The organism is Streptomyces sp. NPDC056161 (genome assembly GCF_042268025.1).
Lineage (GTDB): Bacteria > Actinomycetota > Actinomycetes > Streptomycetales > Streptomycetaceae > Streptomyces.
Window position 1 is genome coordinate 96,377 of the sequence record NZ_JBHJUV010000026.1, and the last position, 14,067, is coordinate 110,443.

Annotated in this window: 14 protein-coding genes; 7 read left to right on the plus strand and 7 right to left on the minus strand. The window is 71.5% G+C overall.

Features of this window, described 5'->3' with window-relative positions; translation table 11 throughout:
* Positions 1 to 107: 107 nt before the first annotated feature.
* The 3 genes from ACFC09_RS24290 (at position 108) to moaA (ending at position 3,226) form a co-directional block, all read left to right on the plus strand.
* Complete coding sequence (locus ACFC09_RS24290; RefSeq protein ID WP_376531854.1) at positions 108 to 464, plus strand: DUF485 domain-containing protein; 357 nt, start codon at positions 108 to 110, stop codon at positions 462 to 464.
* Positions 461 to 2,080 (plus strand): cation acetate symporter, encoded by a 1,620-nt coding sequence (locus ACFC09_RS24295; protein ID WP_376531856.1) that lies wholly within the window; start codon positions 461 to 463, stop codon positions 2,078 to 2,080. The genes ACFC09_RS24290 and ACFC09_RS24295 overlap by 4 nt, the downstream gene beginning before the upstream one ends.
* A 156-nt stretch (positions 2,081 to 2,236) precedes the next feature.
* A complete protein-coding gene (moaA, locus tag ACFC09_RS24300) occupies positions 2,237 to 3,226 on the plus strand; it encodes a GTP 3',8-cyclase MoaA (RefSeq protein WP_376531858.1) in 990 nt (329 codons plus the stop codon).
* Positions 3,227 to 3,330: 104 nt separating this feature from the next.
* Here the strand turns inward: moaA and ACFC09_RS24305 are convergent, their stop codons facing one another.
* From ACFC09_RS24305 to ACFC09_RS24315, 3 genes are all read right to left on the minus strand, one after another.
* Complete coding sequence (locus ACFC09_RS24305) at positions 3,331 to 3,570, minus strand: hypothetical protein (protein ID WP_376531860.1); 240 nt, start codon at positions 3,568 to 3,570, stop codon at positions 3,331 to 3,333.
* 27 nt (positions 3,571 to 3,597) lie between these two features.
* A complete protein-coding gene (locus ACFC09_RS24310) occupies positions 3,598 to 3,807 on the minus strand; it encodes a hypothetical protein (protein ID WP_376531862.1) in 210 nt (69 codons plus the stop codon).
* A gap of 458 nt (positions 3,808 to 4,265) precedes the next feature.
* Entirely contained in the window at positions 4,266 to 4,676 is a 411-nt protein-coding gene (locus ACFC09_RS24315) for a DUF3099 domain-containing protein (protein ID WP_376531864.1), read from the minus strand.
* A 309-nt stretch (positions 4,677 to 4,985) separates the two neighbouring features.
* On the opposite strand from ACFC09_RS24315, the gene ACFC09_RS24320 reads away from it, so the two are divergent.
* Positions 4,986 to 5,270 carry a GlsB/YeaQ/YmgE family stress response membrane protein gene (locus ACFC09_RS24320; protein ID WP_376531866.1) on the plus strand — a complete coding sequence of 95 codons (285 nt, stop codon included), beginning with the start codon at positions 4,986 to 4,988 and terminating at the stop codon, positions 5,268 to 5,270.
* Positions 5,271 to 5,364: 94 nt separating this feature from the next.
* Here ACFC09_RS24320 and tyrS read toward each other — a convergent pair whose 3' ends face one another.
* The 3 genes from tyrS to ACFC09_RS24335 form a co-directional block, all read right to left on the minus strand.
* On the minus strand, positions 5,365 to 6,633 hold the full coding sequence (tyrS, locus tag ACFC09_RS24325; protein WP_376531868.1) for a tyrosine--tRNA ligase: 1,269 nt from the start codon (positions 6,631 to 6,633) through the stop codon (positions 5,365 to 5,367).
* Positions 6,634 to 6,699: 66 nt separating this feature from the next.
* Entirely contained in the window at positions 6,700 to 8,094 is a 1,395-nt protein-coding gene (locus ACFC09_RS24330) for a metallopeptidase TldD-related protein (RefSeq protein ID WP_376531870.1), read from the minus strand.
* Positions 8,091 to 9,614, minus strand: a complete 1,524-nt coding sequence (locus tag ACFC09_RS24335) for a TldD/PmbA family protein (protein WP_376531872.1) — start codon at positions 9,612 to 9,614, stop codon at positions 8,091 to 8,093. Before ACFC09_RS24335 ends, ACFC09_RS24330 begins: the two co-directional genes overlap by 4 nt.
* A gap of 275 nt (positions 9,615 to 9,889) precedes the next feature.
* On the opposite strand from ACFC09_RS24335, the gene fabG reads away from it, so the two are divergent.
* Both fabG and fabI read left to right on the plus strand, forming a co-directional pair.
* Entirely contained in the window at positions 9,890 to 10,594 is a 705-nt protein-coding gene (gene fabG / locus ACFC09_RS24340) for a 3-oxoacyl-[acyl-carrier-protein] reductase (RefSeq protein WP_376531874.1), read from the plus strand.
* Positions 10,595 to 10,599: 5 nt separating this feature from the next.
* Complete coding sequence (gene fabI, locus ACFC09_RS24345) at positions 10,600 to 11,367, plus strand: enoyl-ACP reductase FabI (protein WP_376531876.1); 768 nt, start codon at positions 10,600 to 10,602, stop codon at positions 11,365 to 11,367.
* 359 nt (positions 11,368 to 11,726) lie between these two features.
* Here the strand turns inward: fabI and ACFC09_RS24350 are convergent, their stop codons facing one another.
* The gene (locus ACFC09_RS24350; RefSeq protein ID WP_376531878.1) at positions 11,727 to 12,419 is read right to left on the minus strand and encodes a FadR/GntR family transcriptional regulator; all 693 of its coding nucleotides are present in this window, start codon (positions 12,417 to 12,419) and stop codon (positions 11,727 to 11,729) included.
* Positions 12,420 to 12,501: 82 nt separating this feature from the next.
* Here ACFC09_RS24350 and ACFC09_RS24355 point away from each other — a divergent pair, with 82 nt between their 5' ends.
* Positions 12,502 to 13,893: a CynX/NimT family MFS transporter gene (locus tag ACFC09_RS24355; protein ID WP_376531880.1), complete on the plus strand. Its 1,392-nt coding sequence runs from the start codon at positions 12,502 to 12,504 to the stop codon at positions 13,891 to 13,893.
* The last annotated feature ends 174 nt before the right edge of the window (positions 13,894 to 14,067 follow it).

A 14,067-nucleotide genomic window follows, 5' to 3' on the forward strand; every position in this document is an offset into this window, starting at 1 on the left:
ACTCATAGGACTTGAACCTGTCCTCGCGTGGCGCCGTGGACCTTCGACAGGGAGCACCAGCACGATCGAGCCCCTTCCCCGATCCGTCCGCGACCAGAGGAGACTCCGTGGCTACCGAGACACCGCCCCACTCTGAACCCCATCACCGACTCCCCTCCACCGAGGAGTTCGTCGCGGTGCAGGAGAGCGCGGAGTTCGGCGAACTGCGCGACTCCTACCGCTCCTTCGCCTTCCCGCTGACCGTGGCCTTCATCGCCTGGTACCTGCTGTACGTGCTGCTGTCCAACTACGCGGGCGGCTTCATGGGCACCAAGGTGGCCGGCAACATCAACGTGGCCCTCGTCCTCGGCCTCGCCCAGTTCCTCACCACGTTCCTCATCGCCTGGTGGTACGCGCGGCACGCCGCCACCAAGCTCGACCCCAAGGCCGAGGCCATCAAGACCCGGATGGAGGACGGCGCATGAGCCCCGCGATCACCCTCGCCGCGGGCGAGGCGAGCGAGCACCGGACGCTGATCATCACCCTGTTCGCGGTGTTCGTCGCCGCGACCCTCGTCATCACCGTCTGGGCGGGCCGGCAGACCAAGGACGCCAGCGACTTCTACGCGGGCGGACGGCAGTTCACCGGCTTCCAGAACGGCCTCGCCGTCTCCGGTGACTACATGTCCGCCGCGTCCTTCCTCGGCATCGCGGGCGCCATCGCCCTCTTCGGCTACGACGGCTTCCTGTACTCCATCGGCTTCCTGGTCGCCTGGCTGGTCGCGCTGCTCCTGGTCGCCGAGCCGCTGCGCAACTCGGGCCGCTACACCATGGGCGACGTGCTCGCCTACCGGATGCGCCAACGCCCCGTCCGCACCGCGGCTGGCACCTCCACGATCGTCGTGTCGATCTTCTACCTGCTCGCCCAGATGGCCGGCGCGGGCGTCCTGGTCTCCCTGCTGCTCGGCATCACCAGCGACGGCGGCAAGATCGGCATCGTCGCCCTGGTCGGCGTCCTGATGATCGTGTACGTCACCATCGGCGGCATGAAGGGCACCACCTGGGTGCAGATGGTCAAGGCCGTGCTGCTCATCCTGGGCGCCCTGCTGCTGACCTTCCTGGTCCTGCTGAAGTTCCACTTCAACGTCTCCGACCTGCTGGGCTCGGCCGCGAGCAACAGCGGCAAGGGCTCCGCCTTCCTGGAACCCGGCCTCAAGTACGGCGCGACGGGCACCACCAAGCTGGACTTCATCTCGCTCGGCATCGCCCTGGTCCTTGGCACCGCGGGCCTGCCGCACATCCTGATCCGCTTCTACACGGTGCCCACCGCGAAGGCCGCCCGTAAGTCGGTGATCTGGGCGATCGGCCTGATCGGCGTCTTCTACCTGATGACCCTCGCCCTCGGCTTCGGCGCCGCCGCGCTGATCAAACCGGACGAGATCATCGCCTCCAACAAGGCGGGCAACACCGCCGCGCCCCTGCTCGCCCTCCACCTCGGCGGAGTGGACTCCAGCTGGGGCGCGATCCTGCTCGCCACGATCTCCGCGGTCGCCTTCGCCACCATCCTCGCGGTCGTCGCCGGTCTGACCCTGGCCTCGTCCTCCTCCTTCGCCCACGACATCTACGCCAACGTCATCAAGAGGGGGCAGGCCACCGAGAAGCAGGAGCTGGGCGCGGCACGCTGGGCCACGGTCGGCATCGGAGCCGTCTCCATCGTCCTGGGCGCCCTCGCCCGCGACCTGAACGTCGCCGGTCTGGTGGCCCTGGCCTTCGCGGTCGCCGCCTCCGCCAACCTGCCGACGATCCTCTACAGCCTGTTCTGGAAGCGGTTCACCACCGCCGGCGCGCTGTGGTCGATCTACGGCGGCCTCGTCACCGCGGTCGGCCTGGTGCTGTTCTCGCCGGTGGTCTCCGGCAAGGAGACCTCGATGTTCCCCGGTGCCGACTTCGACTGGTTCCCGCTGGAGAACCCCGGCATCGTCTCCATTCCGGTCGGCTTCCTGCTGGGCGCCGTCGGCACCCTCCTGTCGAAGGAGGCACCGGACGCCGGGAAGTACGCCGAGCTGGAGGTACGGTCCCTGACCGGCACCGGAGCGCACTGACCCACCCGTACGGACGGCCGCGTCGTGGGGATCCACGACGCGGCCCCGTGTTGTCCCGCGGTGTCTCGTGCGATCCGCCTCCGGCCGATGTCAGCGGTGTCACGTAGGCTCGCAGGTGACGGAATAAGACTGTCCGGGACGAGGGAGGGGGCCCACGTGCTCATCGACACCTACGGCCGAGTCGCCACCGACGTGCGGGTCTCGCTGACCGACCGGTGCAATCTCCGCTGCACCTACTGCATGCCCGAGGAGGGCCTGCAGTGGCTGGCCAAGCCCGACCTGCTCACCGACGACGAGATCGTCCGCCTGGTCGGCGTCGCGGTCACCTCCCTCGGCGTCGACGAGGTCCGCTTCACCGGCGGCGAGCCCCTGCTGCGCCCCGGTCTGCCCGGCATCGTCGAGCGCGTAGCGGCCCTCGAACCGCGCCCCCGGACCTCCCTCACCACCAACGGCATCGGCCTGCGGCGCACGGCGGCGGCCCTGAAGACGGCCGGCCTGGACCGGGTCAACGTCTCCCTCGACACGCTCCGCCCGGACGTCTTCAAGGCCCTCACCCGCCGCGACCGCCACCAGGACGTCCTGGACGGCCTCGACGCCGCCCGCGCCGCGGGTCTCACCCCGGTCAAGGTCAACACGGTCCTGATGCCGGGCCTGAACGAGGACGAGGCCCCGGACCTCCTCGCCTGGGCGCTGGACCACGGCTACGAACTGCGTTTCATCGAGCAGATGCCCCTGGACGCCCAGCACGGCTGGAAACGCGAGGGCATGGTCACGGCCGCGGACATCCTGGCCACCCTGCGCACCCGCTTCGACTTGACCCCGGAGGGCGCCGAGGAGCGCGGCTCGGCCCCCGCCGAACGCTGGCTGGTCGACGGCGGCCCGCAGCGGGTCGGTGTCATCGCTTCCGTCACCCGCCCGTTCTGCGCGGCCTGCGACCGCACCAGGCTGACCGCGGACGGGCAGATACGCACCTGCCTGTTCGCCCGGGAGGAGACCGATCTGCGCGGCGCGCTGCGCTCGGGTGCGCCCGACGAGGAGATCGCCCGCATCTGGCGGCTCGCGATGTGGGGCAAGAAGGCGGGAGCGGGACTGGACGACCCGGACTTCATCCAGCCGGACAGGCCGATGTCCGCGATCGGAGGCTGAGTACGGCTCCGCACGGGCGCGAGCGTCGGACGGGCGTCGAGCCGTACCGGCATTCGGCTCCGCGCGTGGGGCGGTCGGCGACAGCCGGCGCACGAGCCCCGCCCTCAGCCCCCCGACTGCTCCTGCCACGCCTCCAGCCGCACCACGTCCTTCAGGAACCCCCGAACGCCGAGGAACTGGGACAGGTGCTCCCGGTGTTCCTCACAGGCGAGCCATGTCTTCCGCCGCTCCGGCGTGTGGATCTTGGGGTTGTTCCACGCGAGCACCCACACGGCGTCGGCGGGACAGCCCTTGGCAGAACAGCGCGGAGAAGCCGGTTCGGTGCCGGGGACATTCGCGTTCACGTCCCTGACCCTAACCGAATCCGCACGTCAGGAACGCAGCGCCGGCTGCCGCCCGGACACCAGCACCTCGACCACCTGCCGGAGAATCCCCATGGCGCGGAACGCACTGGGATGCCGTGACCGGGGCAGGACCAGCACCGCCAGCCCGATGACGAGCAGCGTCAGGCAGACGAAGGCCAGAGGCACGAACACCACGAACGCCGTGGCAAACCTGACGTTCTGCCAGATCGCGAGCATGAGGGGCCTCCTGGCGCGTGACTGGGGGAGCCGACCGTTGCCGGTCCGCCGCTCCTGCGGGGTGCGGAGCGCGTTGGCAGTATGGTGCGAGTGCCCCGCTGCCCGGCACTGGAACTGCATGATTGATCTGAGCTTTTCTTGAGCTTTGGCTTGAGTTTTCGATGGGAGTGTGGTAAGCGCCGCTCGGTGATGTCGTGGTGCGAGCGGGGCGGCCGGGACGGCGGCGGGGCCCCGGTCCACAGCCGGCTCAAGAAAAGCTCAGATCAAAATGTCGTTCCGGTGCCGGGCCGCCGCCCACCCGTGACATACTTCCTACGCGCTCCGCATCCCCCGTCGGAGCGAAAGACCGACGCCGGGCAGCTCCCCCCGTGGCTGCTCGGCGTCGCCTTTTGTACGACCGGTCCTCGTACCGCCGGACTGTGCATCCGCCCAGCTCACACACCGTGCGTCCGCCCAGCTCACACGGGGCCGGGCCGCTCACCACCCACCCCGCTCGCCGGATCGGCCCCGGCGTGCTCAGGACCGGACCCCGCGGGGCCGTCCGCCGCGGGCGGCGCCGACCGCGGCGGCGTGAGCGTCGGCCGCAGGGGCGTGGTCACGAAGGTCGACGGGAGCGACGGCGGCCGCTCCCGGCCCGCGTTGGCGATCACCACCGCGACGTAGGGGAGGATCGCCCCGAGCACCAACGCCACGATCGCGACGTGCCGTTCGACGTTCCAGAGCGAGGCGGCCAGGATCACCGCGACGGTCCGGACGGACATGGAGATGACATACCGGCGCTGCCGGCCGCGCACGTCCTCGGCCAGGCCCGTCCGGGCGCCGGTGATCCGGAACACCTGGACGTTGCCGTCACCGCGCTGCTTCCGCATCACTGCTCACCGTCCGCCCGCCTCGGGATTCTCCCGGCCCGTACCAGGCCCGCACCCGATGGGCACACCGGGCCAGGACAGCCTCCACGTTACGCCGCGCCTGTTCCGCCCACGAGACCGGGGCGGCGTCCGCCCCGGGCGGCGACGGAGCACGTGGCGCACAGGGCGCACGGGGCGCACGGGGCGCACGGGGCGCACAGGTGTGCCGCACCCGCGCCCGTACCGCATGGCCTTGCCCGACATGCGCCGTACGGCGGGCCGCCGGAAACTGGGCCTAGTGCTCACGTCGGGCCGGACGAGGAGGCGACCATGGGCTGGTTGTGGGCGATCATCGTGGGATTCGTGCTCGGCATCATCGCCAAGGCGGTCATCCCGGGCAAGCAGCACAGTCCCCTCTGGCTGACCACCATCTTCGGCATCCTCGGCGCCATCGTGGGCAACGCGGTCGCGCGCGCCGCCGGTGTCGCCTCGACCCCCGGTGTCGACTGGACCCGGCATCTCTTCCAGCTCATCGCCGCGATCATCATCGTCTTCCTCGGGGACATGGCGTACATGGCGGTGTGGGGGCGCAGGAAGCAGGAGCGAAGGGCCTGAGGGCGCCGGCGGACAGGACCGACGGCGCCCGTGGACAGGACGCAGGGCGGCCCCTGGCGAGGAGCCGCCCTGCGACTTCGTCCCGGCCGGATCCTCAGCCGGACGTGACCTCGACCGCCGCCAGGTTCCTCTTGCCCCGGCGCAGCACCAGCCAGCGGCCGTGCAGCAGGTCCGCCGCGGCGGGGACGGCGTCCTCGGCGGTGACCTTGACGTTGTTCACGTAGGCGCCGCCCTCCTTGACCGTGCGGCGCGCGGCCGACCTGCTCGGCACCAGACCGACCTCCGCGAACAGGTCGGTCACCTGCCCCAGCTCGGCGACCCGGACGTGCGGCACCTCGGACAGCGCGGCCGTCAGCGTCCGCTCGTCCAGCTCAGCCAGCTCGCCCTGACCGAACAGCGCCCTGGACGCGGCGATCACCGCGGCCGTCTGGTCGGCGCCGTGCACCAGCGTCGTCAGCTCCTCGGCCAGCGCGCGCTGCGCCGCCCGAGCCTGCGGACGCTCCTCGGTCTGCCGCTCCAACTCCTCAAGCTCCGTACGGGACTTGAAGGACAGGATCCGCAGGTAGGTGGAGATGTCCCGGTCGTCCACGTTCAACCAGAACTGGTAGAACGCGTACGGCGACGTCATCTCCGGGTCGAGCCAGACGGCGCCGCCCTCGGTCTTGCCGAACTTCGTGCCGTCCGCCTTGGTCATCAGCGGCGTCGCCAGCGCGTGCACGTCCGCGTGCGGCTCCAGCTTGTGGATCAGGTCGAGACCGGCCGTGAGGTTGCCCCACTGGTCGCTGCCGCCCTGCTGGAGCGTGCAGCCGTACCTCCGGTAGAGCTGGAGGAAGTCCATGCCCTGGAGGATCTGGTAGCTGAACTCCGTGTAGCTGATGCCCTGGTCGGACTCCAGGCGCCGGGCCACGGAGTCCTTCGTCAGCATCTTGTTGACCCGGAAGTGCTTGCCGATGTCCCGCAGGAACTCGATCGCGGACAGGCCCTCGGTCCAGTCCAGGTTGTTGACCATGACCGCCGCGTTCTCCCCCTCGAAGGAGAGGAACGGCTCGATCTGGCCGCGCAGCCGGTGCACCCAGCCGGACACCGTCTCCGGGTCGTTCAGCGTGCGCTCCGCGGTCGGACGCGGGTCGCCGATCAGCCCCGTCGCGCCGCCCACCAGGGCCAGCGGCCGGTGCCCGGCCTGCTGGAGCCGGCGCACGGTCAGCACCTGCACCAGATGCCCCACGTGCAGCGACGGCGCGGTCGGGTCGAAACCGCAATAGAACGTGACGGGACCGTCCGCGAGCGCCTTGCGCAAAGCATCCTCGTCGGTGGACAGGGCGAACAGCCCGCGCCACTTCAGCTCGTCGACGATGTCCGTCACGGTTCTCGTGTCTCCTCGGATGATCTCGGCCGGCCGGCCGACGGCCGACCGGGAACGCCTACGAGGTTATACGCCCTGGCTGACCGAGCTCATATTGAAATCGGGGATGCGCAGCGCGGGCATCGCGGCCCGGGTGAACCAGTCGCTCCACTCGCGCGGCAGCGTCTTCTCGGTACGCCCCGCCTCCGTGGCCCGCCCCAGCAGATCCACCGGCGACTCGTTGAACCGGAAGTTGTTGACCTGCCCGGTCACCTCGCCGTTCTCCACGAGGTACACCCCGTCCCGGGTCAGCCCGGTCAGCAGCAGCGTCGCCGGATCGACCTCGCGGATGTACCAGAGGCAGGTCAGCAGCAGCCCCCGCCCGGTGGCCGCGACCATCTCCTCCAGCGAGCGCTCGTCGCCGCCGTCCAGGATCAGGTTCCCGATCGCCGGGGCCACCGGCAGCCCGGTCAGGGCCGCACTGTGCCGGGTGGTCGTCAGGTGCTTCACCGCGCCGTCGCCGATCCACTCCGTGGCCCGCACCGGCAGCCCGTTGTCGAACACCGACTGATCGCCGCCGGAGGAGTGCGCGACGACGAACGGGGCGCTCTCCAGGCCGGGCTCGTCCGGGTCGCTGCGCAGGGTCAGCGGCAACTCGGTGAGTTTCTCGCCGAGGCGGGTACCGCCGCCCGGCTTGGAGAAGACCGTCCGGCCCTCGGCCGCGTCCCGGCCCGACGCCGACCACAGCTGGTAGATCAGCAGGTCCGCCACCGCGGTCGGCGGCAGCAGCGTCTCGTACCGGCCCGCGGGCAGCTCCACCCGCCGCTCGGCCCAGCCGAGGCGCACGGCCAGCTCGGCGTCGAGCGCGCCCGGGTCGACGTCCTTGAAGTCCCGCGTGGAGCGGCCCGCCCACGCCGAGCGCGTACGGTCCGGCGACTTGGCGTTCAGCTCCAGGGTGCCGGTCGGCTGGTCGTGCCGCAGCCGCAGCCCCGTGGACGTGCCCAGATACGTGGAGACCAGCTCGTGGTTGGCGAAGCCGTACAGCTCCCGGCCGCCCGCACGCGCGCGTGCGAACGCCTCGCCGAGCGCCGGGGCGAAGTCCGCGAACACCGCCGACGAGGTCTCGACGGGCGCGTCGGTGAAGTCCGGGGCCTCCGGCACGCCCGTGACCAGCGGCTGGGCGTCCTCGGCCGGCCCGGCACCGAGCGCGGCGGCCTCCGCGGCCCGGACCAGCGGTTGAAGCTCCTCGGCGGTCACGGCCGAACGCGAGACCACCCCAGAGGCCGTGCCCTCCTTGCCGTCGACGGTCGCGACGACGGTCAGCGTACGGCCCCGGGTGACGCCGTTGGTGGTCAGCGCGTTGCCCGCCCAGCGCAGATTGGCGGTCGAGTGCTCGTCGGCGATCACCACGCACCCGTCGGCCCGGGACAGCGCGAGAGCCTGCTCGACGATCTCGTGCGGCTTGTTGGTACGGGCGCTCATCGGCCGGCCTCCTGCGTCGTGTTGAGGATGTTGACACCCTTGAACAGGGCGGCGGGGCACCCGTGCGACACGGCGGCCACCTGGCCCGGCTGCGCCTTGCCGCAGTTGAAGGCGCCGCCCAGCACATAGGTCTGCGGGCCGCCGACGGCCGCCATGGAACCCCAGAAGTCGGTGGTCGTGGCCTGGTAGGCGACGTCCCGCAGCTGACCGGTGATCCGCCCGTTCTCGATCCGGAAGAAGCGCTGTCCGGTGAACTGGAAGTTGTAGCGCTGCATGTCGATGGACCAGGACCGGTCGCCGACGACGTAGATGCCGCGGTCGACGCCCCCGATCAGGTCCTCCGTGGACAGCCCCGCCGGGTCCGGCTGGAGCGACACATTGGCCATCCGCTGCACGGGCACATGCCCGGGGGAGTCGGCGAACGCGCACCCGTTGGAGCGTTCGAAGCCGGTCAGCTTCGCGATGCGCCGGTCCAGCTGGTAGCCGACCAGCGTGCCGTCCTTGACCAGGTCCCAGGACTGGGCCGCGACGCCCTCGTCGTCGTACCCGACGGTGGCCAGGCCGTGCTCGGCGGTGCGGTCACCGGTGACGTTCATCAGCTCGGAGCCGTACTTCAGCTTGCCCAGCTGGTCGAAGGTGGCGAAGGAGGTGCCCGCGTAGGCGGCCTCGTAGCCGAGCGCCCGGTCCAGTTCGGTGGCGTGGCCGATGGACTCGTGGATGGTCAGCCACAGGTTGGACGGGTCGACGACCAGGTCGTACGGGCCCGCCTCGACGCTCGGCGCGCGCATCTTCTCGGCGAGCAGTCCGGGCATCCGCTCCAGCTCGCCCTCCCAGTCCCAGCCGGTCCCGGTGAGGTACTCCCAGCCGCGGCCGACCGGCGGCGCGAGGGTGCGCATCGAGTCGAACTCGCCGCTGGCCTCGTCGACCGACACCGCGGTCAGCTGCGGATGCAGCCGCACCCGCTGCTGGGTGGTGACGGTCCCCGCCGTGTCGGCGTAGAACTTGTTCTCGTGCACGGTGAGCAGCGAGGCGTCCACATGGCTGACACCGTCCGCCGCCAGCAGCCGCGCGCTCCAGTCGGCCAGCAGCGCCGACTTCTCCTCGTCGGGCACCGAGAACGGGTCGATCTCGTACGACGAGACCCAGGTCCGCTCGGCGTGCACCGGCTCGTCGGCCAGCTCGACGACCTCGTCCGACCCGGCGGCCCTGATCACCTGGGCGGAGAGCTTCGCCATCGCGACGGCCCGTGCGGCGACCTTGGCGACGGCGTCCGGGGTCAGGTCGACCCCCGAGGCGAAGCCCCAGGTGCCGCCGTGCACGACCCGCACCGCGTAGCCCAGGTCGGTGGTGTCGGACGTGCCCGCGGGCTTGGCGTCCCGCAGCCGCCAGGACGCGCTGCGCACCCGCTCGAACCGGAAGTCCGCGTGCGCGGCCCCCAGCGCACGCGCGCGTGCCAGCGCGGCGTCGGCCAGGGCCCGTAGCGGAAGCGCCGTGAAGGCTTCGTCGATGGAATGAGGCACGGAGGTCTCCCTGCTGTCGTGGCCTGTCGGGTCCGATCATGTCGCGCGACGGGGTCCGCGGACCACATGTTTCGCTCCGCGTCGCCGGTCCCGCGGGCCACGGGTTCCGGCCCGTCGTGCCGGGCTTTCTGTAGGGATCCGACAGCGACCCGCGCGAGCCACTGTGGGCGCCCGATCGCTCCAAGGCGTGCCCGGCCCGATAGGTTTTCGACGTAGCCGCCTGTCATCCAGGTGTTCGGGCGGATGTGTCAGACCGCAAATGAAAGGGTGATCCGTTGAGCCGCTCGGTTCTCGTCACCGGAGGCAACCGGGGCATCGGCCTCGCCATCGCCCGCGCCTTCGCCGACGCAGGCGACAAGGTCGCGATCACTTACCGCTCGGGTGAGCCGCCGTCCGGCTTCCTCGCCGTCAAGTGCGACATCACCGACCCCGAGCAGGTGGAGCAGGCGTACAAGGAGATCGAGGCCGAGCACGGTCCGGTCGAGGTGCTGATCGCCAACGCCGGCATCACCCGGGACCAGCTCCTGATGCGCATGTCCGAGGAGGACTTCACCTCGGTCATCGACACCAACCTCACCGGTACCTTCCGGGTGGTCAAGCGTGCCAACCGTGCCATGCTGCGCGCCCGGAAGGGACGCGTCGTGCTGATCTCCTCCGTCGTCGGGCTGCTCGGCTCCGCGGGCCAGGCGAACTACGCCGCCTCCAAGGCCGCGCTCGTCGGCTTCGCCCGCTCCCTCGCCCGGGAGCTGGGTTCGCGCAACATCACCTTCAACGTCGTCACGCCCGGTTTCGTGGACACCGACATGACCAGGGCGCTCACCGACGAGCAGCGCGCGGACATCGTCGCGCAGGTGCCGCTCGCCCGCTACGCGCAGCCGGAGGAGATCGCCGCGACGGTGCGGTTCCTCGCCTCGGACGACGCCTCGTACATCACTGGAGCCGTCATCCCCGTTGACGGCGGACTGGGAATGGGTCACTGATCACCATGAGCGGAATCCTCGACGGCAAGCGCGTCCTGATCACCGGTGTGCTGCTGGAGTCCTCCATCGCCTTCCACGCGGCCAAGCTGGCCCAGGAGCAGGGCGCGGAGATCATCCTGACCGCCTTCCCGCGGCCGACGCTGACCGAGCGCATCGCCAAGAAGCTGCCCAAGCCCACCAAGGTCATCGAGCTGGACGTGACCAACGACGAGCACCTGGCCCGGCTGGCCGACATCGTCGGGGAGGAGCTGGGCGGCCTCGACGGTGTCGTGCACTCCATCGGCTTCGCGCCGCAGGACGCCATGGGCGGCAACTTCCTGAACACCCCGTTCGAGTCGGTCGCCACGGCCATGCACGTCTCGGCGTTCTCCCTGAAGTCGCTCACCATGGCCTGCCTGCCGCTGATGCAGAACGGCGGCTCGGTCGTGGGCCTCACCTTCGACGCCCAGTTCGCCTGGCCGCAGTACGACTGGATGGGCCCGGCCAAGGCCGCCCTGGAGGCCACCAACCGCTACATGGCGCGTGACCTGGGCAAGCAGAACATCCGCTGCAACCTGATCTCGGCGGGCCCGCTCGCCTCCATGGCCGCCAAGTCCATTCCGGGCTTCGACGGCCTGGCCTCCATCTGGGACAACCGCTCCCCGCTGGAGTGGAACCTGGCCGACCCCGAGCCGGCCGGCAAGGGCATCGTCGCTCTGCTGAGCGACTGGTTCCCGAAGACCACCGGCGAGATCATCCACGTCGACGGCGGTCTGCACGCCATCGGCGCCTGACCGCGGACCGGCCACCGGCCGTCTGACCGAGGACTGGCTACCGGCCGTCTGACCGAGGACTGGTCACCGGCCGCGTGCCCGTCCGTCCGGCCGCCGGCCGTCTGCCCGTCCGTCCGGCCGTGGACCGAGGCCCGTACCCGCAGGGGTACGGGCCTCGGCCCGTTCGGGATCGCATGCGGGCCCCCGCCGGTCGGGATCCATCCGTTCGGCCCGTTCGGCTCGTTCGGCCCGTTAGTCCGTTCAGCCTGTTGGGCCCCGGGCCGACCGCCCCGGCCGACCGCCCCGGCCGACCGCCCCGGCCGGGCGGAGCACCTCACGGTCGGCCGTCAGCCGGTGCCCGCGGTGGTGTTCCCCGTCCTTCAGCCGGGAGACGGCGGGCTGAGCCGGCCCGGACGGCACAGGAACGGATAGCTCGCGGCCTCCGCCCCGGCCGTCTCCGCGTCGCCCGCGCGGATCGCGTCGACCAGCCGGGCGTGGTCCATGTACGTCTCCGGCGTCAGACCGGTCCCCACGTCCGCGCGCAGCCAGTCCCGCAGCACCTCGCCCAGGTCGGCGTACATGGCGGTCATGACGTCGTTGTGCGAGGCCGCCACCACGGCCAGGTGGAAGGTGGCGTCCGCGGTCACGAACGCCTCCGGGTCACCCGACTCCCAGATCTCCTCGCGCCGCACGAGGATGGCCTCCAACTGCTTCAGGTCCTTCTCGGTGCGCCGCTCGGCGGCCAGTCTCGCCGCGGACGACTCCAGCGTGGAACGCAGCTCGGCGATGTGCCGCGGATCGGCGTCGGCGAAGCGCCGGTGCATCACGCCGGCCAGCTCGCTGGTCGCCACGACGAAGGTGCCGGAACCCTGGCGGATGTCCAGCAGGCCGTTGTGGGCGAGCGCGCGGACGGCCTCACGGACCGTGTTGCGGGCGACACCGAGCTGCTCGACCAGCTCCGGTTCCGTCGGGATGCGGGAGCCGACCGGCCACTCGCCGGAGGCGATCTGGTTCCGCAGCTCGGCGATGACCTGCTCGGACAGCGCCGAGCGACGGGGATGGCTCAGGGGCATGGCACACCTTCGCACGCCGGGCCCGGGGGGCGGAGCCCCGGGAATGGACAGCCAATCATCCCATCATTCTATGATGAGATTCATGGTGAGCAAGGAAACCCGGCCGACGGACACGACGAAGCGGCAGACGGACGCGCCGCCCGCCGCGGGCGGCACCCGCCCCGGGGCGGACGCCGCCACCTCCGCACCCCCGGCGGACGGCACGCGCGCGTGGGCGATGCGCCTGGTCGTCGTCGGCATCGTCCTCGCCGCGCTCAACCTCCGCCCGGCCATCACCAGCCTCGGTGCGCTCCTGGAGGAGGTCCGCGACAGCCTCGGCATGAGCGGCAGCGTGGCCGGGCTGCTCACCTCCGTACCGCCGTTCTGCTTCGCCGTCTTCGGCGTCATGGCCCCCCGGCTCGCCCGCCGCTTCGGCCCGGGTGCGGTGGTGTGCGCCGGCATGGCCGCCATCACCGCGGGCCTGGCCGTACGGCCGTTCGCCGGGGGCACCGCCGGGTTCCTCGCCGCGAGCGCCCTGGCGCTGATGGGCATCGCGGTCAGCAACGTCCTCATGCCGGTCATCGTCAAGCGCTGGTTCCCGGACCGGGTGGGCTCCATGACCGGGCTGTACTCGATGGCCCTCGCCCTCGGCACCGCGCTGGCCGCGGCGGTCACCGTGCCCATGACCGAGGCGCTCGGCGGCAGTTGGCGGGCCGGGCTCGGCGTGTGGGCGGTGCTCGCCGCCGCGGCGATCCTGCCGTGGCTGCCGCTGGTCCGGGACCGGCGGACCGCCCCCGGCCGGGCCTCGGGGCCCGCGACCGACGAGCGGTCCCGGGCAGCGGGGCCGGCGGCGGATGCGCGGCATCAGGCGCCCGAGCCCGCGGTGGCCGGGCGGGACCAGGCGCCCGAGCTGCGGATCGCCCGGAGTCGCACGGCCTGGGCGCTCGCCGTCTTCTTCGGGCTCCAGGCCACCGCCGCCTACATCATCATGGGCTGGATGGCGCAGATCTTCCGCGACGCGGGTGTCTCCGCGAGCACCGCGGGTCTGCTCCTCGCCGTCACGATGTTCATGGGCGTACCGCTGGCCTTCGTGATTCCGCGGCTGGCCGCCCGGCTGCCCAGCCAGGGGCCGATCGTGCTCGCGCTCGGCATCTGCGGCCTGGCCGGCTACGCGGGCCTGTACCTGGCCCCGGCCGGCGGCGCCTGGGCCTGGGCCCTGCTGCTCGGCATCTCCAACTGTTCCTTTCCGCTGGCCCTCACCATGGTCGGCATGCGGGCCAGGACCGGCGCGGGCGTCGCGCAGCTCTCCGCGTTCGCACAGAGCACCGGCTACCTGATATCGATCCCCGGGCCGCTGCTGGTCGGGGTGCTCTACCAGAGCAGCGGCGGCTGGGGCCTGCCCATCGCCCTCATGGCCGGTCTCATGATCCCGCAGATCGCGGTGGGCGTATTGGCGGGCCGCGACCGGACCGTCGAGGAAGAGGCGGCCGGCTGACGCATCCACCAGCACCTCCCGCAGAGCGGACGGAGTCGGCGGCCGGAGCGGCCGGAGCGGCCGGAGCGGGCGGAGCGGGCGGACAGGACGGGGAGCGGACGGCGTCGGCGGACGAGGCGGAGTGGGCGGACGGGACGGAGGGCGGCTCGGGCGAGGGGCCGTCCTCCGTCTTCC

What these genes read in the sequence shown, in the direction of transcription:
- ACFC09_RS24295 (WP_376531856.1), top strand. Translation starts at nt 461, where the DNA reads ATGAGCCCCGCGATCACCCTCGCCGCGGGCGAGGCGAGCGAGCACCGG.
- fabI (WP_376531876.1), top strand. Translation starts at nt 10,600, where the DNA reads ATGAGCGGAATCCTCGACGGCAAGCGCGTCCTGATCACCGGTGTGCTG.
- ACFC09_RS24315 (WP_376531864.1), bottom strand. Translation starts at nt 4,676, where the DNA reads ATGCGGAAGCAGCGCGGTGACGGCAACGTCCAGGTGTTCCGGATCACC.
- ACFC09_RS24355 (WP_376531880.1), top strand. Translation starts at nt 12,502, where the DNA reads ATGGTGAGCAAGGAAACCCGGCCGACGGACACGACGAAGCGGCAGACG.
- ACFC09_RS24310 (WP_376531862.1), bottom strand. Translation starts at nt 3,807, where the DNA reads ATGCTCGCGATCTGGCAGAACGTCAGGTTTGCCACGGCGTTCGTGGTG.
- ACFC09_RS24330 (WP_376531870.1), bottom strand. Translation starts at nt 8,094, where the DNA reads ATGAGCGCCCGTACCAACAAGCCGCACGAGATCGTCGAGCAGGCTCTC.
- ACFC09_RS24350 (WP_376531878.1), bottom strand. Translation starts at nt 12,419, where the DNA reads ATGCCCCTGAGCCATCCCCGTCGCTCGGCGCTGTCCGAGCAGGTCATC.
- ACFC09_RS24320 (WP_376531866.1), top strand. Translation starts at nt 4,986, where the DNA reads ATGGGCTGGTTGTGGGCGATCATCGTGGGATTCGTGCTCGGCATCATC.